The following is a 21,143-nucleotide window of genomic DNA, read 5'->3' as shown; positions in this document are numbered from 1 at the left end:
ATGGGGTGTATGTCGAAGAAGCACGCTGGTCGAGTAGCGACGAAGGAGCGTATCGAGACCAAGTATGTCGGTCACGAGGTCTCGATACGGGCTCGCCTAGCGGCTCGCCCTACTCGACCGACGTGGGCACGCTGGTCGAGTAGCGACGAAGGAGCGTATCGAGACCAAGTATGTCGGTCACGAGGTCTCGATACGGGCTCGCCTAGCGGCTCGCCCTACTCGACCGACGTGGGCACGCTGGTCGAGTAGCGACGAAGGAGCGTATCGAGACCAAGTATGTCGGTCATAAGGTCTCGATACTGGCTCGCCTAGCGGCTCGCCCTACCCGACCGACGTGGGCACGCTGGTCGAGTAGCGACGAAGGAGCGTATCGAGACCAAGTATGTCGGTCACGAGGTCTCGATACGGCCTGCGCTAGCGCTCCGGCCTACTCGACCGACGTGGGCACGCTGGTCGAGTAGCGACGAAGGAGCGTATCGAGACCAAGTATGTCGGTCACGAGGTCTCGATACGGGCTCGCCTAGCGGCTCGCCCTACTCGACCGACGTGGGCACGCTGGTCGAGTAGCGACGAAGGAGCGTATCGAGACCAAGTATGTCGGTCACGAGGTCTCGATACGGGCTCGCCTAGCGGCTCGCCCTACTCGACCGACGGGATCAGCGCTCGGCGAGGGGGACGAACTTCTGGTCCTCCGGGCCGACGTAGTTGGCACTCGGCCGGATGATCTTGTTGTCCGCGCGCTGCTCGAGGACGTGCGCGGCCCAGCCGGTGGTGCGGGAGATGACGAACAGCGGCGTGAACATGTCGGTGGGCACCCCGAGCGCGCGGTAGCTGACCGCGCTGAACCAGTCGAGGTTCGGGAACATCTTCTTGGCGTCCCACATCACCGACTCGATGCGCTCGGCCACGGCGAAGAGCCGCTCGTCACCGGTGCCCTCGGACAGGTCCTGGGCGACCTTCTTGATGATCTTGTTGCGCGGGTCGGAGATCGTGTAGACGGGATGACCGAACCCGATCACGACCTCCTTGCGGGCGACACGTTCGCGGATGTCGGTCTCGGCCTCGTCCGGGGTTGCGTAGCGCTGCTGGATGGTGAGTGCGACCTCGTTCGCGCCCCCGTGCTTCGGCCCCCGCAGGGCACCGATCGCACCGGTGATCGCGGAGTACAGGTCCGAGCCGGTTCCGGCGATGACGCGGGCGGTGAAGGTGGAGGCGTTGAACTCGTGCTCGGCGTACAGGTTGAGCGAGATGTTCATCGCGCGGACCTGCTCGTCGGTCGGCGCGGTCCCGTGCAGCAGGTGCAGGAAGTGCCCGCCGATCGAGTCGTCGTCGGTCTCCACGTCGATCCGCTTGCCGCTGTGGGTCCAGTGGTACCAGTAGAGCAGCATGGAACCGAGCGATGCGATCAGCCGGTCGGCGATGTCGCGGGCGTCCGCGTCGTTGTGGTCGTCCTTCTCCGGCAGGGTGCAGCCGAGCACCGAGACGCCGGTGCGCATGACGTCCATCGGGTGACTCGCTGCGGGCAGCGCCTCGAGTGCCTCGCGGACCGCGAGCGGCAACGCGCGCTTGGTCTTCAGTTGCGCCCGGTAGGTGTCCAGCTGGGCGGCGGTCGGCAGCGTGCCGTGGATCAGCAGGTGAGCGACCTCCTCGAAGCTGCAGTTCTCGGCCAGGTCGTTGATGTCGTATCCGCGGTAGGACAGGTCGTTGCCGTGCTGACCGACGGTGCACAAGGCGGTATTGCCTGCCGGCACCCCCGAGAGCGCGACGGATTTCTTCGGTTTCGGGGTGGTGGCTGTGTCGGCCATGACGACTCCTTGTGGGCTTGTCGGTCGAGTTGTCGGGGTTCCTGCGTCCTTCACAACATAAGCAAACAGCTCCGTCGCGGAAACCAGCGCCCTGCTGCGAAGTTGCGACAGTTTGGGCAGTGCCGTTGCGAACTTTGCGAAGATTGACGCGTGGTCACTGGGGAGTACGCCGGGTTCGTGGTGCGCCGTGCTCGGGAGGAGGCGGGTCTGACCGGCGCGGCTCTGGCGCGGCGGTGCGCGATCTCGGCCAGCTACCTCAGCCAGATCGAGCACAACGCGCGGGTGCTGACACCACAGCTGCGCACCCGCATCGCGGCCGTGCTCGGCGTGGAGGTGCAGGAGCTGACGATCGACCCCAGGGCGCGCACCGCGGCCGCGCTGGTCGACAGTTTCGCCGAGCACCCGGAGCTGCGTGCGCTGTCGTTGTCCGAGGTGCGCCTGGTCGCCGATCAACTGCCTGGTGTCGCGTCGGCGTTGTTGAGCCTGGCCGGCGGCCGCAACGCCGACCGTGAGCGCATCGAGGCGCTGGAGCTGCGGCTCGGCGGCGACCGCGACGACGAAATCGGGCCCGTGATGCCGTTCGAGGCGGTGCGCGACTTCATCGCCCTGCACCGCAACCACTTCGACAGTTTGGACCGCGGCGCGGAGGAGTTGGCCGCGCGGCTGCAGCTGCGCCCTCGCACCCGTTATGAGCAGGTCCGCGCCCACCTGCAGACGCTCGGTGTCGACGTCGTCGAGCGCCCTCGCGAGCAGTTGCACGGTCAGCGGTTGTTCGAACCGCAGGAGCGGCGGTTGCTGGTGGCCGCCGAGCTGAGGCCGGCGCAGAAGGCATTCCAGCTGGCCAGTCAGATCGCCCTGCTGACGATGGAGGAGCAGATCGCGGCCTACCTGTTCACCGCGCCGTACGCCGATGAGGTGACGACACGGCTGACCCGGATCGGGCTGGCCAACTACTTCGCCGGGGCGCTGCTGCTGCCCTACCGCACGTTCCTCACCGCCGCACGACGGCTGCGCTACGACATCGAGATGCTGTCGGAGGAGTTCGACGTCGGTTTCGAGACGATCTGCCACCGGTTGAACACGCTGCAACGGCCGGATGATTCGGGCATCCCGTTCGCGCTGGTCCGCGTCGATCGCGCCGGCAACATCTCCAAGCGGCAGTCGGCGACACCCTTCCACTTCTCACGCACCGGCGGCACCTGCCCCTTGTGGACGGTGTATGACGCCTTCACCCGTCCCGGCCAGGTGCTGCGGCAGATCGCTGAGATGCCCGACGGGCGCGCCTATCTGTGGATCGCGCGCACGGTCACCAGTGGCGCGGTGGGTTTCCGCGCCCCGAACAAGACGTTCTCGGTCGGTCTCGGTTGCGACCTGTCCTATGCGCCGCAAACGGTGTATGCCGCCGGCCTGGACCTGCAGGACCGCACCCTGCGGGCGAAGATCGGCATGGGTTGCCGCGTCTGCGAACGCCCGGCCTGCCCCCAGCGGGCGGTGCCGTTCGCGGGACGGACGCTGCAGGTCGACGAGAACCGGACGCACCTGTATCCCTATGTGCACGAGGGTGATCCGGACTGACGTCAGGAACGGGATTCATCACCGCACCCAGTTCAGCACGGTCTGCGCCTGCGACTCGGTCCACGCGGTGTGCGCGGGGGAGTCGAGCGTCCTCCTGCCTCGCGCGTCCATGAAGGAGCGCAGCTTCGGCGGCACGGAGCCCGCCCGGGCGTAGGGCGCGCCCTCCAGCACGAAGCGCTCGTCGCCGGCGGCGTCGATGAAGAGCACCTCGTCGGAGTGCTGGACGTCATAGGTCAGCGCAGCGCCGGTGCGCCAGTTGTGTGGGACGGGTCCCGTGCCGTCGGGGACCCGCTTGCGCCATACACCGAAGTAGTCCCAGAGTGCCTTGACGTTCTTGGCGCTGCCGGTCCACGCCTGCCAGTCCGAGGGCGGACGGGTGAAGAGCTTGCGATAGGCGGCCAGTTGTGCGGTGGTGTCCCGGGCCGGATCGACGGTCAGCGACACGAACAGCGGGGGCCGGCCGGAGCTCGTGCTCTGCTCGGCCCGGGCGGTCTGGACCAGCGTCGCGGTGTCGATCGGGCACGTCTCCTGACAGAGCGTCATGACGTCCGAGAGCACCACCGTGCGCCCGGCCAGATCCTCCAGGCTGACCCGCTGGCCGGCGCTGGCGGTGAACGACAGATCGCGAACCCACTCCGGAATCTTCGAATCCATCGGCGTGCCAATCCGATTGAGCGACGCCGGAGTCGCCGGCTCGGCCGGCTTGGGCTTGGCGGCCGGCGCCGCCGAGCACGCCGTGAGGCTCAACGCGACCATGCCCCCGCCGATGCCCCCGACGAGCGCCCCGTGCCATCGATGCATGCGGCGACCCTGGCATGCGCAGCTGAACTCCGGCTGGACGGCACGCATCACTGCACAGTGCAATAGTTGCTCTATGCTGCACACATGGCCGATTGTCATGATTCCGTGTCCCGCTCGATCGACGCCGAACTCGCGGACGACGACGCGGCGAGCATGTTGGCCGGACAGGCCGACATCGTCGACGCGGTCCTCGCCGCCAACCGGGTCTTCGTGGCGGTCGCGGCGGGCGCGCTGGCCGGCCTGGAACCGGAGGTGACGCTGCCGCAGTTCCGTGCCCTGGTGTTGATCGACATCCACCGCTCGATGACCGTCGCGCAACTGGCCGACGCACTCGGGGTCGTCGCCGAGATGACCGGCAACCTCACCATCCTGGCGCCGGCGATGGTGGCGGTCGGACTCGCCTACCTGATCGTCCGGCATGACGACCGGACCATCTACCGATCCCAACTGGTCAACCGTGGCGAGGCCGTCGCGGCACGGCTGACGACCAGATCGCCGATGCAGCCAACGGCGGAGGCGATTCCGGGTGCACCGGTCGTCGATGGCGAGCGACGGTTCATCGGCACCGTGCGGCTCTTCGACGACGGCAGCCGGCGCAGCGATCAGCCGACGAACTGGAAGTGGTAGCTCTCGCCGTCGGTGCCATAGGGGAACGGGTTGGTGAAACCCCACCGCTGGGCGTTGGCCGACAACCATTTCTGGCCGGCGCCGCCCCAGCCGAACTCCTCGCCCGGTTGGTCGGTCTCGCGGAAGTCGACCGCGATGCCGTAGCCGTGGTTGGAGGTGCCCGGGTATGCCGCACGTGGGCTGCCGAACTTGTCGTACCAATACCACTGTTCGTTGATGCTGCGGTAGGTCAGGTCGATCGCGGCGTAGTGGCCGAACTGTGCCTTGTAGGCGTTCTCCATGGCAACCAGATAGGGCTGGTCGTCGCAATTGAGATAGCGCGGCGTCGTCGCGGTGTAACCGGGGTCGAAGCTGTCCGGGGAGTTGTATGCCGCGGGGATCTGGCACAGGTTGCCGGCGGGGATCCGGCCGTTGATCGACGACGGGTTCGACGTCGAGGTCTCGAGGTTGCCCTTGTGCACGTAACCGAGACTGGTGCGCAGCCACGGGCCCGTGCCGACGCGGGTGCCGGTCACCTGGGCGTGCGGACCGTAGCTGCCGACGACGTTGTACTTCAGGCCGGGACCGGACCGGATGGTGGCCTTCGATCCGGCCGCACCCGCGTCGGCCATCACGTAACCGGTGACCGTCGTGCACCCCGGAAACCCGCCCAGCAGGTCCCACGTCATCGGACCGACGACACCGTCGGCGACCAGGCCGCGCCCGGTCTGGAACGCCTTGACCTTCAGCAGGGTCGCGTTGCCGAAGTAGCCGTCGGCGGTCAGCCCGCCCAGCCGTTGCTGCAGAGTCTTGACCAGTGCGTGGTGCGAGTCGCCATACCGGATGGTGATCACCGAGCAGCTCGAGGTGGCCGCATGGGCGGTGCTCGCCGCCGTGCCCGCGGCCACCGGGCCGAGGCTGCTGAGGGCGAGCACCGCCACGCCGGCGAGGGTGAGTGACGCGATCTGCTTCATGAGGACGATCCACCTCGTGACACGTGTGACGACTGTGACGCTGAACCGCAACACTGTAGGGCAGGTCGTCCGATGAGTCAGCCCATCGCGCCGGCACCTACCTCCCATCGAGCAGCGGACGACGTCAGGTCCGCGAGGCGGCCGACCGACTGAGCGCCGTGAGCCTCGTTGGCGCCGAGGATCACTGCGGCCAGTTGCTGCCCGAGCGTGTCACGGTCGGATCCCAGTGCTCGCAACGTGTTCTCGGTTCGTGTGTAACTCGTTTCACTCGCGCTGACGCTCCTGACCCCGGCCGTCGACGCCTTGAGCATGTGCATCGCGAAGGTGCCGGTCGGCGCGACCAATTGCTCGTATGCCGCCTCCGTTGACGTGAGCTGAGACCGGTGTGCACGGGCGGCCGAGTCGGCGATGATCGGCAGGACCGGCACGCCGTCGACCTGGTAGCGGTCCTGCAACCCGGTCAGGAACGCACGGTCGGTCGCATGTCCGCCTAGCCGGTGAAGGTGCCGTCCGTCCCGTGGACGCGGTGCCGGGCCCGGCATATCCGGCCCGGATGGCCACCGACATACGAGTCCTCACCGGAGAACGAGTTGAAGGTCGTTGTGCGCGCCGGTGCGGACGCCGTGCGCGAGGGCAGTTAGTCGAGTCGATCATCCACCCGCAGGAACCCCGATGGGGCGAGTTCGGCCCAAAATCTCTTCCCGCGTGCTGACGGGCCGGCAGCACCTCGCGGTGCTACCGACCCATCGGTCCCCCCATCAGTCGGCCCGTCGTGGCGGGCCTGGCTGCAAGGTCAGGCTGATCCGGCTGGTGTTCCGTGACGAGAGACGAAGGTCTCGTCATCGGTATGTCCACCACGCGGGGCAGTGGCTTGACTCACGTGAGCGACCACGGCGACCGGGCACACGGCCCGGCGGATCACCCGTTGACTGACTGCTCCGAGAACGAGGCCGGCGATTTCGCGGTGGCCTCGGGTACCCACCACGAGCAGCGACGCGTTGACGCTACGTTCGACGAGTGCGTCAGCCGTCGGCGCGCATTCGTCGTGAGCCGTGACCTGCACGTTCGGACACCGTCCGGACGGGCCGGCCAGCGCCTTCGCCAAGTGCGCTCGGTGCTGCTGGTGGGCTGCCTCCATGTTGCCACCAGGCATCGGGATGCCACTGGCGAAGTCGAACCGGTCGAGTTGCCAGCACAGCACGGCGATCAGGGGCACCTTACGGCGATCGGCTTCGGCGAAAGCGAACTCGAGCGCCGCGACCCCGTCGGGCCGAAGGTCGACACCGACGACGACCGGGCCGTTGGCCTGTTTGTCTGTGACCGGTGCACGGACGATCAGGACGGGGCAGTGGGCCGCGCCGGAGACCCGTGTCGTCACCGAGCCGAGGACGGCACCGCGAACCGCGCCGACTCCTCTGGTGCCCAGTACAACCTCGCTGGCGAACCTCGATGCGTCGACCAGCGCCGCGATCGGCGAGTCCGCCGGCTGCGACCAGGTGACTGCAAGTGAGGGGTTCCGGTCAGCCAGCATGCTGACGGCTTCATCGCTGATGTTGTCGATCGGCTCGACATCCGCCGTCGAGGAGTAGTGGGAGAACAGCGTCCCCTCGGCATGGAGGATGTGCAGGGGCTTGTCGGCCTGTTGTGCTCGGTCGGCGGCCCACCGAAGGGCATGCCAGCCCTGCGCAGATCCGTCGACGCCGACAACGACGGCGCCTTGTGGGACGTGGCCGGTCATGATTCCTCCTCGATCGAGTACTGGTCGTTGGGTACAACTTCAGGATGGACGAGCCTTCGCCTCGCTCGGAGGGCCAAAGGTCCCGATTCCGCCCGCTGGGTGTCGCCGACGAATCCGGCGAACTACCGTGTCGGTATGAGCCCAGAAGATGGTTCTGACAGTGGTCCGTCACTGGTCGCCCCGGCCGCACTCGAGCTGGATGATCTGATCGGAGAGCTTCGGGCGCGCGCGCAAGCGTCGAGCCGGTCACACGAGCGGTTGGCGCACCTGTTGGACGCGGTCGTCGCAGTGACCGCTGATCTCGAACTCAGTGACGTCCTGACGCGAATAGTGCGCGCCGCCTGTGAACTGGTGGACGCCAAGTACGGCGCTCTCGGTGTGCTGGACCGCGATCGCGAGCACCTGATCGAATTCTTCACCCTGGGTCTCACCCCGGAGGAGCGGACGGCGATCGGGGACCTGCCGCACGGCAAGGGTGTTCTCGGTCTGCTGATCCGCGAGCCTCGCCCGTTGCGGCTCACCGATCTGGCGAACCATCCGGCGAGCTACGGGTTTCCGCCCCATCACCCCGCCATGCATAGCTTCCTCGGCGCACCGGTCCGGATCCGGTCCGAGGTCTTCGGCAACATCTACCTCACCGAGAAGGCCGACGGCGGCGAGTTCACCGAGGACGACGAAGCCATCCTGGTCGCACTAGCGGCGGCCGCCGGCATCGCGATCGACAACGCGCGCCTGTACGAGCGGTCGCGTCGGCAGCGTGCGTGGGTCGGAACCAGCAGCGAGCTCAGCCAGCGGCTGCTGGAGGGATCCTCCGAACGTGACGCGATGCGCTTCCTCGTGGCGGAGGGGGTGGAGCACTCCTATGCGCGCAACGGCTTCGTCGCATTGCATGACGAACTCGGCAACCTGCACGTCGTCACCTGCGACGTCGAGGCGAACGGGGGCGCATGCGACACGGTGCTGCTCGCCCCCGGCTGGCGGAGCCTCGTGCAGAAGGGCGAGCCGGTGCTGCTGGGCGTTTCGGACACTCCGGCGTCGGAAGAGGAGCAAGATCTCCTCGCCGAGTTGGAATCCGTGCTCGGGGACGGGAATGGTGAGGTCGCTGTGTTGCCCGTCGTCGTCGGCACCGAGGATGTCGGCGTGCTCGTCGTTGTCTGGGACAAGGACAGTGCCTCCCTGGCGGCGGAGATGCTGGAGCTGCTGGGCGGACTCGCCGGACAGACCGGTCTGGCACTGACCGCGGCACGGGCCCAACGCGACAGGTCGCGGCTCGTTCTCCTGGAGGACCGCGACCGGATCGCGCGCGACATGCACGATCACGTCATCCAGCGGCTCTTCGCGACCGGGTTGTCCCTGCAGGCTGCAAGCCACTTGGCCACCCATCCGACGGTGCGCGCTCGGGTCGACGACGCGGTTGATGACCTCGATCGCGCGATCAAGGACATCCGGCACGCGATCTTCGAGTTGCACGACGTCGGATCGTCGACCGCCCGGCAGGCGGTGGAAACGTTGATCACGGATCTGACCGAGGCGCTGGGCTTCCGACCCGAGATCAGGATCGAGGGGCCGGTCGATCGCTTGCCGGCGGGTGTCGTCACTGATGTGTTGGCGGTGGTGCGGGAGGGGCTTTCGAACATCGCTCGGCATGCGCGCGCCGACAGCGCATCGGTGGACATCGTCTGCGATGAGGAATTGGTCGTGCGGGTGCGGGACAACGGCATCGGCCTGCCACCCGGCACCCGCCGAAGTGGCTTGGACAACCTCGACCGGCGCGCCCGAGCGCGCGGCGGCGCGCTCACGGTCCAACCGAGCGGCACGGCCGGCACCGAGTTGGACTGGCGCATTCCTGTCGACAGCGCGTTAGCAACAGCGACGAGGGAGGGCATGCTCTGATGACGATTCGCATCTTCCTGCTGGACGACCACGAGGTGGTCCGCCGCGGCATACGTGACCTGCTGAACATCGAACCCGATTTCACCGTGGTGGGTGAAGCGGCGAGTGCCGGCCAGGCCCTTCGGGAGATCGTCATCTCTCAACCCGATGTCGCCCTGCTCGACGTTCGGCTGCCTGACGGCTCCGGAATCGACGTGTGCAGAGACGCTCGATCCGCCCTCCCCAGCATGAAGGCGCTCATGTTCACGTCATACAACGACGCGGGGGCGCTGCAGGCCGCGGTGCTCGCCGGTGCTGCCGGATACCTGCTCAAGGACATCAAAGGCCCGAGCCTGGCCGATGCGGTGCGCTCGGTTGCGGCGGGGCAGAATCTGCTTCGCGACGACGAGGTCCAGCGGCTGCGTCGTTCGTGGCAGGCACCCGACACGAACGATCAGCGGTTGCGGCTGCTGACCCCGCAGGAGCGCCGCATCCTGGACAACATCGCGCAGGGTATGACGAACAAGCAGATCGCGGAGACGCTGCACCTGGCCGAGAAGACGGTCAAGAACTACGTCACCGCCCTGCTCGCCAAACTCGGCATGGAACGGCGCACTCAGGCCGCTGTGTTCGCGGCCACTCACGCCGACGAGGCACGGCGGCGGGACCAATGACCCTGGACCGGCAGCCCTGTAGAGAGCAGCGTCGATGGCATGAACTACAAGAACACTGACTCAAAGATCACTGACACAAGTACGGTCGAGTTGCCGGCATCCGAGTGCTGGGCGCTCGTGCGCTCCGTCCCGGTCGGTCGGCTCGCGGTCCTTGTCGACGGCCGTCCCGACATCTTTCCGGTGAACCACGTCGTCGATCACGGCACGGTCGTGGTGCGAACCGGCACGGGCACCAAACTGGCCGCCGCCGACCGGCAGCCGGTTGCGTTCGAGGTCGACGGGTATGACGTCGAGGCAGCGCAGGCATGGAGCGCCGTCATCAAGGGTGTCGCGCGGACCGTCGACCGCATGCACGAGGTGGTCGACGCACTTCAGCTCCCGATCTTCCCTTGGCAGGGCGGTCCGAAGCCGTGTTTCCTGCGGATCGAGCCGGAGTCGATCACCGGGCGGCGGATCACGGTGCAGGGCGGGGTCGGCTCGAGCGCACGCAGCGCCGGCGAGGGCCCGAAGCCGGTGTGACCGGAGCCGGTCAGCTGTCGAGGCGGACGGTCTCTCCTAGGCGCGGCACCACCACACACCATCCGGTCTGCTTACAGATCCGTTGGGCCAGCGCCCGTCGCGATGCGTCTTCGCCGTGCACCAGGTAGGCGAATTCGGGCGGAGTAGGCATCTCCTGGACCCAGGACAGGAGCTCGTGCGCATCGGCGTGTACGGAGATCCCTCGGCTGCAACGATCTGCGCCCAAACCGGGACGTAACGGCCGTACAACCTCAGCTCGGTTGCGCCGTCGCCGAGCAGTCGGCCCGGTGTCCCGCACGCCTGGTATCCGGTGAGGACCACCGCGTTGTCGGCATGCGGAAGCACGCTCTGCAGGTGGTGCACGACGCGACCGCCGGCTGCCATACCGGAGGCCGACACGATGATCGAAGGTTGGGGTGGCGTGTTGAGGGCGATGGACTCTTCAGCGCTCCGCGCCAGGCGCAGATCGAGATCACCCACGCTGCCAGCGCCATCGGGCTGTCGACATACACGGCACCTTCGCGGTCGAACCGGGGCGGGTGAGGTCGTCCAGCGTTCGCAGCACGATCTCGGTCCGGTCCAGCGCGAAGGGCGGGATCAGGATCGACCCGCCTCGCCGGATCGTGTCACGCACCGTCTGGGCGAGTATGTCGTGCGCCGGTGCAACCGGGTAGGTGCGTGCGGTCGCCGCAGGTAGACTCCAGGACCACGGCAGCGGCTCCCAACTGTGTTGTCGCTGCTGCCGATCCCCCGATACATGCCGCAGTCGACCAGCACTTCGCGACCTCGCGGCGGAGCAGGAACCCGCTCCCGGTGACGCCGCCCGCGGCGCCCTCGAAGGTCAGGATGACTGGTGTCGTATTACCCGTCATCACGGTCGCCTTCGGCGTCCACGGTCTCCGACCCGGACCCGGCCCCGGGGAGTCGCACAGTGCCGCTGCGGGCGACCAGCACCGGGCACGCGGCACGCCGCAGGAGACCCTGACCGACGGAGCCCAACACGAAGCTCGCAGCCTCGTGACGGCCGTGCGAACCCAGCACCAGCAACGATGCCTCCGCGCTGTGCGCGACCATCAACTCGGTGGGATCGCCCTGCGGGAAGCGGACTTTCACCGCTATCCGGGGGTGACGCTGCTGTTCGGCGGCAACCAGGCGCTCGACATCGGCGTGTTCCAGGAACCCGTAGTCGGTCGCGTGCACAGCCACCAGGGCTCGCTGGAACAACTCCGCCTCCTGGAACGCCGCGTGCAGCGTCTCGCGGTCGTTCCTGCCGCCGTCCAGACCGACGACTACAGGTCCTGACCGCTTACCGCCGGGTGCGGTCCGCACCACGACGACCGGGCAGCGCGCGTCGGCGATCAGCCCGACAGCGGTCGACCCCGTCACGACTTGCCGAAGCGGTCCGTGTGCGCGAGTGCCCACGACGATCAGCGTGGCGAAACGGGACGCCCAGGTCAGTGCGGGCAACGGCGAGCCGTACGGCTGACTCCACGTCACGGCGAGTCCGGCGCAGCTGTCGGCGAGGGCCCGCAGGGCCTGCGTGACACAAGCCGTCGGCTTCTCCTCGAACTGACTCAACCCGGGCGCATCGGGCCATAGCGGGGGCTGGACCATGTGCATCAGATGCAGGGGGAGTCCGCGGGTCACGGCCTCGGCGGCGGCCCACTCGAGAGCGGCCGCGCTGTGCGGCGAGTGGTCCAGGCCCACCACGATCGCGTGGGTCGGGACCGCCGCTTGGTTGTGGTCTTCCATCCGTTGCGCTACTGGACGCGACGGATCCGTGCCCGCGGTGCCGGCGTTCTCGACCGTGCTCATGAGTGCGCGCTCGCTGCCTTCGCGTCCGGGGCGACGGCAATCGCCGTTCGGCCCCCGCGGATGACGAGGACCGGGCAGTTGGCGGACCGGACGGCGCTCTGGCTGACGGACCCGAGGACGGCACCGCTGATTCTGCCGTGGCCCCGCGATCCGACGACGAGCAGGGCCGCACCGGTGCTGTAGTGGTTCAGGACTTCAGCGGCGCCGCCATGCACGGCGTGAGTGCTGACCTCGACCCCCGGGTGGCTTCGCGCCAGGGCCGCGACTGTCCGCCGCAGGAGCGCGGCTTGGTGTTCCTGGACCTCTTCGATCGGAAGGCCTTGCAGTTCAAGGCCGTCCACGATCGTGGAGGCGTCCACTTGCCAACTGTGCACGACGACCAGGTCGACGTGTCGGCTCGCGGCTTGTTCGAACCCGGCCTCGAGTACCTCTGTGAGGGACTTGCCGTAATCCACACCGACGACCACGGGCGCATCAGGGCGTGGGATCGGGGTGTCCGCTCGCAAGACGGTCACCGGGCATCGGGTCTGCGCGAAGAGGTGGGTCTTCACCGACCCGAGCAGCGCGTCCCTCACAGCCCCGCGCCCGTGCGAACCGACGGCGACCACCCGGGCGGCCCGGGCGCCGGCCGCGAGCCGAACGGCCGGGTCCCCGGCGGGCTGTGACCAGCTCACCTCCAGGTCGGGGTGCCAGTCGCTGATCATCACCAGGGCGTCGCGGACGACGCGCCGCATCGGCTGACGCGTCGTGTCGGAGATCGAATAGACCCAGGCCTCGTCGTTCACCACGTGCATCAGGTGCAACGGCCAGCGACGCCGGCGAGCTTCGGTGGCGGCCCAGCTGAGCGCTCGTGCGCTCTCCGCAGACTCGTCCAACCCGACCAGAACCGCCCCGAGGGGGACAGTGGTGGCGTTCATGGGAAAACCCCTTCCGTTGTGCTGTCTCCGCTCAAGCGTCGACCGAGCCCCTCCTGCCGACCAGGGACGAACGTCCCTCCGTCAGCGGAAGACGGGCCATTGGTCCCTGGGCGCCACCTCTCGCCGAGCGTGTACTCGTCGGTGACGGGTCCGTGTCGGGTCCGTGCGAGGGGCTCTTCATGACCATCAGCAGCGAATCAGCAACAACACCAGGACGATCGGTGTCGTCACCAGGTGGCGACATGATGCACGCCGTCGTGTACCACGGCGCGGGCCGGATGTCCTGGGACGAAGTGCCACGGCCGGTGATCGAGGCCAGCACCGACGTCGTCGTCCGGGTAGACGCCGTCACTGTCTGCGGAACAGACCTGCACATCCTGCGCGGCGACGTGCCGGAGGTGACACCCGGCCGGATCCTCGGTCACGAAGCGGTGGGAACTGTGGTCGCTGCGGGTTCCGGCACCGCCCGCGGCATCGGGGACCGAGTGCTGGTTTCCTGCATCTCCGCGTGTGGCAGCTGCAGCTATTGCAGGCGAGAGCGCTACGGGTTGTGTCAGGGCGGCGGAGGCTGGATCCTCGGGCACACGATCGACGGCACTCAGGCAGAGTTCGTACGGGTCCCGTTCGCCGATCGCTCGACGTACCTCCTCCCGCCGGAAGTCACGGACGAGGAAGCCCTGATGCTCGCCGACATCGGACCCACTGGTTACGAAGTCGGTGTCCGTAACGGTCGTGTCGAGCCCGGCGACACGGTTGTCGTGGTCGGGGCCGGCCCGATAGGCCTGTCCGTCATACAGAGCGCACGGCTGTTCAGTCCGTCCCGGATCATCGCTGTCGACCGGGCAACTGCACGGCTGGACGCCGCTCGACGATTCGGTGCCGACATCGTGGTCGACAACTCCCACGAGGACCCCCTCGCGGTCGTCCGTGGGCTGACCGACGGATTCGGTGCGGACGTCGCGATCGAAGCGGTCGGAACCAACGAGACCTTCGAGCTGTGCGCGCAGCTGATCCGGCCTGCCGGACGGGTCGCCAACGTCGGCGTCCACGGCGGCCCGGCGACCCTGCACCTCGAGCAGCTGTGGCCGCGCGACATCACGATCACGACCGGGCTGGTCGACACGTACTCGACTCCGACACTCCTGCGACTGCTGCAGCAACGGCTGCTGGACACCGGCCGGTTCGTGACCCACCACTTCGCGCTGCACGAATTCATGGAGGCGTATGACGTCTTCGCCCGAGCCGCCGATACCGACGCGCTCAAGGTCGTTCTCAGCCGCTGAGCCGGCACGACATCATTCTCAGGAGGAACTCATGCCAGTCGTCACCGCACGGGCCACCGCCACCGACGTGACCACCTCCGACGCGATCACCATCCGCGGATTACGTAAGAGGTATGGCGACGCCACGGCACTCGCTGCGCTCGACCTGCGAGTGGCGGCAGGGGAGGTGCACGGACTGATCGGTGGACGTGATCGCACTGCTGCGGTCCGCGGTGACCACCTTTCCGGCCATGTGGACCATCGTTGCGGTCAGCGTCTTCTTCCTCGGGATCCGGGTGGCCTGGATGGCCGGCGGCTGGGCCGTCCTCGTGCTCTCCGGCACGGTCGCGCAGTTCGGTGGTCTTCTCTCTCTGCCGGCGTGGGCGCGCACGTGGTCACCCTTCGACCATCTCGCCACCTTCCCGGCGAGCCACCTCGATGTCGCGACGATCTCTGCGACGACGATCGTCGCCGTGCTCTTGACCACGGCAGGCAGCTACTTGTTCACGCGGCGCCAGATCGACTGAGAAGCAACGCATTTCGCACATTTCTGGGTTCCGGGACTTTGGTCCATGTCGGACGGATTGCACACCGGCGACAGTGGATAGGTTCGAACAACCGTGTCGGACCATCACTTTCGCACTGTGGCCCAAGGAGCTCACCATGTTCACGTCCACCACCTCGGCAAAGCCTTCGCGGCGGCACAGAAGGGAGGGCTGCCAAGCCGCCGAACCGGTGAGCCGGGCCGCGTGGTTCCAACTTGTCCTCGTGACAGTCGGATTCGCGATCAACTTCTGGGCGTGGGCGCTGATCAGCCCGCTCGGACCGCTCTTCAGTCCTGACAGGAACAAGCTCGCTCCGGCGGCCTACGACAAGACCCTGCACTGGTTGCCGTTCAGCGACCACCACCCGCTCACCGCCGGACAGGCGAGTCTGCTGGTCGCCGTTCCGGTGGTCGTCGGGTCGATCGGCCGGATCCCGGTCGGTGCGCTCACCGACAAGTACGGCGGCCGCGTGATGTTCCCGCTGGTTTCCGCGGCCACCATCGCACCGGTTCTGGTGCTCGGCTTCTGGGCGCAGACCTCGTATGTGGCGATGCTGGTCGCCGGCGTGTTCCTCGGCATCGGCGGCACGTCGTTCGCGGTGGGTGTGCCCTTCGTCAACGGCTGGTTCCCTCCGGCGAAGCGCGGTATGGCGCTCGGTGTCTTCGGCGTCGGCATGGGTGGCACAGCGATCAGCGCATTCACGACGGTGAGCCTCTTCAAGACACACGGCGGGGCGACACCGTTCGTCGTCGTCGCCGTCGCGCTGGCGCTCTATGCCGTCACCGCCCGCCTGCTCCTGCGCGACGCGCCGGGGCGCGTCATACCGAAGACACCGCTGGTCAAACGGCTCGTCGGCACCGCGAAACTTCCGGTCACCTGGCAGGCCGGGCTGCTGTACACGGTCGGCTTCGGCGGCTATGTGGCGTTCTCGGTCTTCCTGCCGCTCTACCTGAAGAACACCTACACGCTCACGGCGGCGGATGCAGCGACCAGGATGGCCGGGTTCGTCGTCGTCGCGGTGATCATGCGGCCAGTCGGTGGCACGCTGGCTGACCGGCTCGGCTCCGTCCCCGTTCTCGCGAGCTGCTTCGCACTCGTGGCTGGGTGCGCGGCCATCGCGGCCGGGGAACCTCCGCTGCAGGGTTACGGGACTCCCGTGTTCCTGGCCCTGGCCGCGGCGCTGGGTGCCGCGTCGGGGGCGACGTTCGCGTTCATCGCCCAGGTAACTGACCAGGCCCGGGTCGGCGGAGTCACCGGACTCGTCGGTGCAGCCGGTGGCCTGGGCGGTTTCGTGCCGCCGTTGGTGATGGCGTACATCTACAGCACCACGCGCTCGTACTCCGTCGGAATGTGGTTGCTCGCCGTCTGCTCGATCGGAACTCTCGTGCTGGCACTGACGGTTGTCCGTCGTACCGTGCACGGGACTGCGGCACTGGACGGTGGCGGCGTCGTACCGCATCGTCCGCTGGCACGACACCCCGGGACCAAAGACCCTGTCGACCAAGGCAGTTCAGACGCGATTCTGTGACCATGCAGACATCGACACACTCACGCACCCAGCAACTGACCACCGAGCAGTGCATTGACCTGCTCACGAAGGCCCCGGTGGGCCGGCTCGGCGTGGTCGTCGCCGGACGTCCGGAGATCTACCCGGTCAACCACTCCGTCCACGAGGGCGACATCCTCTTCCGGACGGGCTCGGGCACCAAGCTGGACGCCGCAGTCGGCGAGCACGTCTGCTTCGAGGCCGACGGCTTCGACGCCGAGACCGAGACAGCATGGAGTGTGGTCGTGACCGGTGTCGCGACGGAGGTTGCTCGACTGCATGAGGTCCTGGACCTGTTGCGACTGCCGGTCTTCCCCTGGGAGCCGGGTGCGAAGCCTCACTTGGTGCGGATCCACCCGGAGACGCTCACCGGCCGTAGTTTCGGCGCCGTCGACCTGTTGCGTACCTTCGCGACCTGACGGCCTCGGGGGTGGACACTCGGTTTGTGAAGACGCAACCCGCGATCCGCGCACGGCATCTCGACGTGTCGCTGCACAGCCACCCGGTCTTGCACGACCTCACGTTCGACGTGCCCGCGGGTGCGGTGGTGGGCCTCATGGGTCCCTCCGGGTGCGGCAAGACGACGCTGATGCGCTCGATCGTCGGCGTACAACGCGTGGCGTCAGGCGAACTCACCGTTCTCGGGCAGCAGCCCGGGTCTGCCGCTCTGCAACATCAAGTCGGATACGTCACTCAGGCGGTGAGCGTCTACCGCGAGTTGACTGTGTCGCAGAACGCGACGTATTTCGCGGCACTGCAGGGGCATTCGCGGGAGAGCGCCGACCGGGCTGTCGCAGCTGTGGGGCTCGCCGACCTGGCCGGGCATCGGGTGGATCGGCTGTCCGGCGGGCAGGCGAGCCGCGCGTCACTTGCTTGTGCGCTCGTCGGTGCGCCGGCGCTGCTGGTGCTCGACGAGCCGACGGTTGGTCTCGACCCCGTCACCCGCGAGGAGATCTGGCGTCAGCTGCAGTCGATGGCTGCGCAGGGCGCGACGTTGCTCGTCTCGAGTCATGTGATGGACGAAGCCGCGCGGTGCGACAGCGTGCTGCTGTTGCGCGACGGCCGGTTGCTCGCCCAGCTGTCTCCTGCCGAACTGCTCGACCGAACCGCCGCGTCGTCATACGACGAGGCGTTCCTGCGGCTCATCCGCTCTGGGGAAACAACGTGAACGCGCGGATCCTCGGCGCCACCATTCGCCGCATCCTGCAGCAGCTGCGTGCCGACCCACGCACTGTGGCGCTGATCGTCGTGGTGCCGGCTCTGCTGTTGACGCTGCTCTATTTCGTGTATGGCGGCGGCACCGTGTTCAATCGAATCGCACTGACAATGCTCGGGATCCTTCCGATGTTGGTGATGTTCCTGGTCACCTCGGTGGCGATGCTGCGCGAACGGACCTCCGGCACGCTGGAGCGCCTGTTGACAACCCCGCTACACCGTGCGGATCTCCTGGCTGGATATGGCATCTCGTTTACCCTGGCCGCCACCGTCCAGTCCGTCGTGCTGGTGGCCGTGAGTGTGTGGGGACTCGCCGTGACCACGGCCGGCCCGATCGTCTGGGTACTGCTGGTCGCCGCGGTCTCCGCGGCGGTCGGGGTGGCCACCGGCTTGTTGGCCAGCGCCTTCGCACGCACGGAGTTCCAGGCCGTCCAGTTCATGCCGCTGGTGATCGGTCCCCAGATCTACCTGTGCGGTCTGCTCGTTCCGCACAACTCGATGCCGCGCGGCCTGCAGGTGTTCGCCGACATACTGCCGATGACGTATGCCGTCCGTGCGCTCGACGCCATCGGCGATCAGACGTCACCTACCGGGGATGTGCTGCGGAACGTCGCGGTGCTCACGGTGTTCGCGCTGGCGGCCCTCGCGCTCGGTGCTGTCTCGATGCCCCGTCGTACTCGCTGAATGACGACGACGCTTGCCGAGAAGTTACCGATCTCTCTCATCAGGAGCGCACACACGTTGCCCCGGCCATGGACCTTGGTCCCTGTTTCTCAGGAGAGATTGATCTGGCGAAGGTCATTGTGCTTTGGGGACTTTCGTCCTCACGTGGGAGCCCGTGGCAGTTGGAACATAGTAGTGGGACCAACGAGGTCCCTCCGTTCAAACTCAAGGAGAAGGCCATGCGTTCCACACTCGACAGACTCGTCTCATGGATGGGACTCGGGCTCGCTGTCGTCCTGCTCGTCGCCGGTGGGATGCTCACATGGGCCCACAACTTCATCGGCAACGAGGTGCACCAGCAACTCTCGTCGCAGGCGATCACGATGCCCGGCGGCCCTGCGCTCACCACGCAGGACATGAAGGACAACCTCGGCAAGTACGCCGGTCAGACGATGACCACAGGTCCGCAGGCCAAGGCTTACGCCAACCACTTCATCCTCGCCCACATGAACGAGGCGGCGAAGGGGCAGACGTACGCCCAGGTGAGCGCGGCGCAGATGGCTGCTGCGAAGGCGCACCCGAACTCTGCGCAGACCCAGCAGCTCACCGAGCTCAAGACCACCCTCTTCCAGGGCGACACCCTCCGTGGCCTGCTGCTCTACGGTTACGCATTCGCAACCATCGGCACGATCGCCGGGTATGCCGCGATCGCGGCCTTCGCCGGTGCGGCACTGATGCTGGCGCTCGCGGCGTTCGGTCTGCGGCACGCGGCACTCGCCCGGCGGGAGTCGGTCGTCGCAACGCGCGTCTCGGGGAAGGCCGTCCCGCACACCGTGTAGTACCGATCGGGTTGTAGTACATATCGAACCCGCCACGAGACCTGATGGTCTCGGGGCGGGGTCTCTGTGCACATGCTGTATTTCATTGGGCCGCCAGGAGGTTCGCGAGCACACGCCTACCGGCTCTCCGCCAGTTGTCGTTTCCCAGCGGGATCCGAAGTCACCTAGGGTTCGCTACTGAAGCCTCCGGCTGCTGGTCGATCTTGTCCCGCCGGGGCCCGGGACCTTCGGCCCTGACCGCCAGATCGTGCCCGGCGCAGCCTGGAGACATGACACAGACACACGCACAAACAGAGCAAACCACCGACCATCAGCTGAAGACCGTTGTCACGGAAGAACTTTCGTGGGCCTCCAATGTCAACGCCGACCACGTCGGCGTGTCGGTGAACGGGGGTGCGATCACCCTGTCGGGGGAGGTGAGCACTTACCCCGAGAAGACAGCCGCAGTCGCTGCGGCTCTGCGGGTCGCGGGCGTGACCTCCGTCGCCGACGAGATCGTGGTCCGATCCCGCCGCACCGACCGCGACGACACCGGGATCGCCACGCACGCCCGACAGGCACTCCAAAGCAGTTCCTCTGTGCCGCACACCGTGCAGGCCGTCGTCCATGACCACCAGGTCACGCTCACGGGTTCAGTTCCGTGGAACTACCAACGCAAGATCGCCGGCCGGCTGATGGAGAACCTGCCAGGTGTCTACTCAGTGCAGAACGACATCAAGATCGTCCCGCAACTTCCTTTCGCCACAGACACGGCGAAGAAGAACATCCGAGCGGCCCTGGTTCGCAGCGCCCAGGTCGAAGCCGACCACATCCACGTCAATACGAACGGCACCGAGATGGAGTTGACCGGAACCGCTCGGACGTGGGCTGAACGCAGCCAGGCCGCTCACATTGCGTGGAACACGCCCGGTGTCACGAAGGTGCACAACAACCTTCACATCGCTCCGTGAACCGCTGACCCGCCACGGGCCGGTCGCTTCTTCTCGTCCTCGAGCGCGGCCGGCCCGCGGCGCAATGTCAGGACCGGGCCGAATGCAGTTTCATCTCTCCAGACCACACCTTGACCGGTGCTCCTGCGTCGAAGGTCCCGGACAGTCCGGGCGGTAACCGCGACGATTGAGGCTCAGCGTCGCGTCAGGAGTTTGCCGAGTTCGGCGTCCCATGCACGCAATCGACGTCGGTCGAGCTGCCACCGTAGAAGTCGGTGTGCTCCGTAGGCGGCGAGGCAGACGTCCACCGCGGCATTGATGATGAGCATGCTCGTGTCGAGCGCACGTGAGCCGCGGCGCCGCGCAGCCGTAACACGGTCGCCAGACGCTGTCGCCCATATACGGATCTTGGAACCCCGGCGGGGTGCGGCGACAACTCTCACCGACTCGCGTCGGACAAAACCCGTGCTGGTGATCCAATGCACCTGAACGGCATACATCCGGTGGAAGTCGACCGCGGGGGAGGACCCGACAACAACCGGCGCCTCCGCCACGTGTTCCATCACGGCGGTCGTGGGCGCCATGGTTGGTAACTGCCAACTGTCGACGATGGCCGGCACGACGGCGATGCTGACGACGGGAATGGTCAGCAGCGCGGCGACGAACCATGCCCATGCTGAGATCTGCTGCAGCCGGTCACTCTTCCGGCACAGTGGGTTGCGGCGCAACGGCACACCTCCGGTGCGACGGCGCAACCACCACGTATGGATCACGGTCTTCTTCATGACGACCTGCGGCGAGCACGACGTGACACCGTGACTCGTCGGGACCGTGACGCGTCTGGCTCA

General features: G+C 67.2%; 23 protein-coding genes and 1 pseudogene. 13 read left to right on the top strand and 11 right to left on the bottom strand.

The features are described 5' to 3' along the window. Nucleotides 1-656 precede the first annotated feature (656 nt). Nucleotides 657-1,805, bottom strand: a complete 1,149-nt coding sequence (prpC, locus tag ACYVBN_RS07105; RefSeq protein WP_460599908.1) for a 2-methylcitrate synthase — start codon at nt 1,803-1,805, stop codon at nt 657-659. A 150-nt stretch (nt 1,806-1,955) separates the two neighbouring features. Here prpC and ACYVBN_RS07100 point away from each other — a divergent pair, with 150 nt between their 5' ends. Then, entirely contained in the window at nt 1,956-3,380 is a 1,425-nt protein-coding gene (locus tag ACYVBN_RS07100; RefSeq protein ID WP_460599907.1) for a helix-turn-helix domain-containing protein, read from the top strand. Between the two features lie 18 nt (nt 3,381-3,398). Here the strand turns inward: ACYVBN_RS07100 and ACYVBN_RS07095 are convergent, their stop codons facing one another. Then, entirely contained in the window at nt 3,399-4,181 is a 783-nt protein-coding gene (locus ACYVBN_RS07095) for an SCO family protein (RefSeq protein ID WP_460599906.1), read from the bottom strand. Between the two features lie 84 nt (nt 4,182-4,265). On the opposite strand from ACYVBN_RS07095, the gene ACYVBN_RS07090 reads away from it, so the two are divergent. Then, nucleotides 4,266-4,808, top strand: coding sequence for a hypothetical protein (locus tag ACYVBN_RS07090; protein ID WP_460599905.1), 543 nt, complete (start codon nt 4,266-4,268; stop codon nt 4,806-4,808). Here the strand turns inward: ACYVBN_RS07090 and ACYVBN_RS07085 are convergent. From ACYVBN_RS07085 to ACYVBN_RS07075, 3 genes are all read right to left on the bottom strand, one after another. Continuing rightward, entirely contained in the window at nt 4,784-5,761 is a 978-nt protein-coding gene (locus tag ACYVBN_RS07085; protein WP_460599904.1) for a peptidoglycan-binding protein, read from the bottom strand. The two genes, ACYVBN_RS07090 and ACYVBN_RS07085, sit on opposite strands and share 25 nt — an antisense overlap. Before the next feature lie 77 nt (nt 5,762-5,838). Then, nucleotides 5,839-6,216, bottom strand: a complete 378-nt coding sequence (locus tag ACYVBN_RS07080; RefSeq protein ID WP_460599903.1) for a hypothetical protein — start codon at nt 6,214-6,216, stop codon at nt 5,839-5,841. A gap of 338 nt (nt 6,217-6,554) precedes the next feature. Then, nucleotides 6,555-7,499 (bottom strand): universal stress protein, encoded by a 945-nt coding sequence (locus ACYVBN_RS07075; protein WP_460599902.1) that lies wholly within the window; start codon nt 7,497-7,499, stop codon nt 6,555-6,557. Nucleotides 7,500-7,634: 135 nt separating this feature from the next. Here ACYVBN_RS07075 and ACYVBN_RS07070 point away from each other — a divergent pair, with 135 nt between their 5' ends. From ACYVBN_RS07070 to ACYVBN_RS07060, 3 genes are read left to right on the top strand one after another with little or no spacing between them, the layout of a single operon-like run. Then, a complete protein-coding gene (locus tag ACYVBN_RS07070; protein WP_460599901.1) occupies nt 7,635-9,392 on the top strand; it encodes a sensor histidine kinase in 1,758 nt (585 codons plus the stop codon). Continuing rightward, on the top strand, nt 9,392-10,045 hold the full coding sequence (locus ACYVBN_RS07065) for a response regulator (protein ID WP_440280882.1): 654 nt from the start codon (nt 9,392-9,394) through the stop codon (nt 10,043-10,045). The genes ACYVBN_RS07070 and ACYVBN_RS07065 overlap by 1 nt, the downstream gene beginning before the upstream one ends. Before the next feature lie 39 nt (nt 10,046-10,084). Next, entirely contained in the window at nt 10,085-10,564 is a 480-nt protein-coding gene (locus ACYVBN_RS07060) for a pyridoxamine 5'-phosphate oxidase family protein (protein WP_440280881.1), read from the top strand. A gap of 10 nt (nt 10,565-10,574) precedes the next feature. Here ACYVBN_RS07060 and ACYVBN_RS07055 read toward each other — a convergent pair whose 3' ends face one another. From ACYVBN_RS07055 to ACYVBN_RS07035, 5 genes and pseudogenes are all read right to left on the bottom strand, one after another. Continuing rightward, nucleotides 10,575-10,715: an MBL fold metallo-hydrolase RNA specificity domain-containing protein gene (locus ACYVBN_RS07055; protein WP_440280880.1), complete on the bottom strand. Its 141-nt coding sequence runs from the start codon at nt 10,713-10,715 to the stop codon at nt 10,575-10,577. A gap of 185 nt (nt 10,716-10,900) precedes the next feature. Next, nucleotides 10,901-11,044, bottom strand: a pseudogene (locus tag ACYVBN_RS07050) (hypothetical protein); the annotation flags it as partial. After that, on the bottom strand, nt 11,037-11,198 hold the full coding sequence (locus tag ACYVBN_RS07045) for a hypothetical protein (RefSeq protein WP_440280879.1): 162 nt from the start codon (nt 11,196-11,198) through the stop codon (nt 11,037-11,039). The pseudogene ACYVBN_RS07050 and the gene ACYVBN_RS07045, both read right to left, overlap by 8 nt. A gap of 227 nt (nt 11,199-11,425) precedes the next feature. Next, a complete protein-coding gene (locus ACYVBN_RS07040) occupies nt 11,426-12,379 on the bottom strand; it encodes a universal stress protein (RefSeq protein ID WP_440280878.1) in 954 nt (317 codons plus the stop codon). After that, nucleotides 12,376-13,296 (bottom strand): universal stress protein, encoded by a 921-nt coding sequence (locus ACYVBN_RS07035; RefSeq protein ID WP_460599900.1) that lies wholly within the window; start codon nt 13,294-13,296, stop codon nt 12,376-12,378. Before ACYVBN_RS07035 ends, ACYVBN_RS07040 begins: the two co-directional genes overlap by 4 nt. 242 nt (nt 13,297-13,538) lie before the next feature. On the opposite strand from ACYVBN_RS07035, the gene ACYVBN_RS07030 reads away from it, so the two are divergent. The 8 genes from ACYVBN_RS07030 to ACYVBN_RS06995 all read left to right on the top strand — a co-directional run bounded on the left by ACYVBN_RS07030 (nt 13,539) and on the right by ACYVBN_RS06995 (nt 20,316). Beyond that, the gene (locus ACYVBN_RS07030; protein WP_460599899.1) at nt 13,539-14,579 is read left to right on the top strand and encodes a zinc-binding dehydrogenase; all 1,041 of its coding nucleotides are present in this window, start codon (nt 13,539-13,541) and stop codon (nt 14,577-14,579) included. A gap of 182 nt (nt 14,580-14,761) precedes the next feature. After that, nucleotides 14,762-15,085 (top strand): hypothetical protein, encoded by a 324-nt coding sequence (locus ACYVBN_RS07025; protein ID WP_460599898.1) that lies wholly within the window; start codon nt 14,762-14,764, stop codon nt 15,083-15,085. Nucleotides 15,086-15,326: 241 nt separating this feature from the next. Further along, complete coding sequence (locus ACYVBN_RS07020; protein WP_460599897.1) at nt 15,327-16,631, top strand: MFS transporter; 1,305 nt, start codon at nt 15,327-15,329, stop codon at nt 16,629-16,631. Nucleotides 16,632-16,633: 2 nt separating this feature from the next. Then, nucleotides 16,634-17,068 carry a pyridoxamine 5'-phosphate oxidase family protein gene (locus ACYVBN_RS07015; RefSeq protein WP_440280872.1) on the top strand — a complete coding sequence of 145 codons (435 nt, stop codon included), beginning with the start codon at nt 16,634-16,636 and terminating at the stop codon, nt 17,066-17,068. A 26-nt stretch (nt 17,069-17,094) separates the two neighbouring features. Then, nucleotides 17,095-17,817 (top strand): ABC transporter ATP-binding protein, encoded by a 723-nt coding sequence (locus ACYVBN_RS07010; RefSeq protein WP_440280871.1) that lies wholly within the window; start codon nt 17,095-17,097, stop codon nt 17,815-17,817. Beyond that, a complete protein-coding gene (locus tag ACYVBN_RS07005; RefSeq protein WP_440280870.1) occupies nt 17,814-18,548 on the top strand; it encodes an ABC transporter permease in 735 nt (244 codons plus the stop codon). The genes ACYVBN_RS07010 and ACYVBN_RS07005 overlap by 4 nt, the downstream gene beginning before the upstream one ends. A gap of 218 nt (nt 18,549-18,766) precedes the next feature. Further along, nucleotides 18,767-19,366, top strand: a complete 600-nt coding sequence (locus ACYVBN_RS07000; RefSeq protein WP_460599896.1) for a hypothetical protein — start codon at nt 18,767-18,769, stop codon at nt 19,364-19,366. A gap of 269 nt (nt 19,367-19,635) precedes the next feature. Continuing rightward, a complete protein-coding gene (locus tag ACYVBN_RS06995) occupies nt 19,636-20,316 on the top strand; it encodes a BON domain-containing protein (RefSeq protein ID WP_460599895.1) in 681 nt (226 codons plus the stop codon). Between the two features lie 173 nt (nt 20,317-20,489). Here ACYVBN_RS06995 and ACYVBN_RS06990 read toward each other — a convergent pair whose 3' ends face one another. Continuing rightward, on the bottom strand, nt 20,490-21,080 hold the full coding sequence (locus ACYVBN_RS06990; protein WP_460599894.1) for an Rv1733c family protein: 591 nt from the start codon (nt 21,078-21,080) through the stop codon (nt 20,490-20,492). Nucleotides 21,081-21,143: the final 63 nt, after the last annotated feature.

It is taken from the genome of Flexivirga lutea (genome assembly GCF_054778955.1).
The sequence above is the reverse complement of the archived record's forward strand: the minus strand, read 5'-3'. Positions and strand labels throughout refer to the sequence as shown.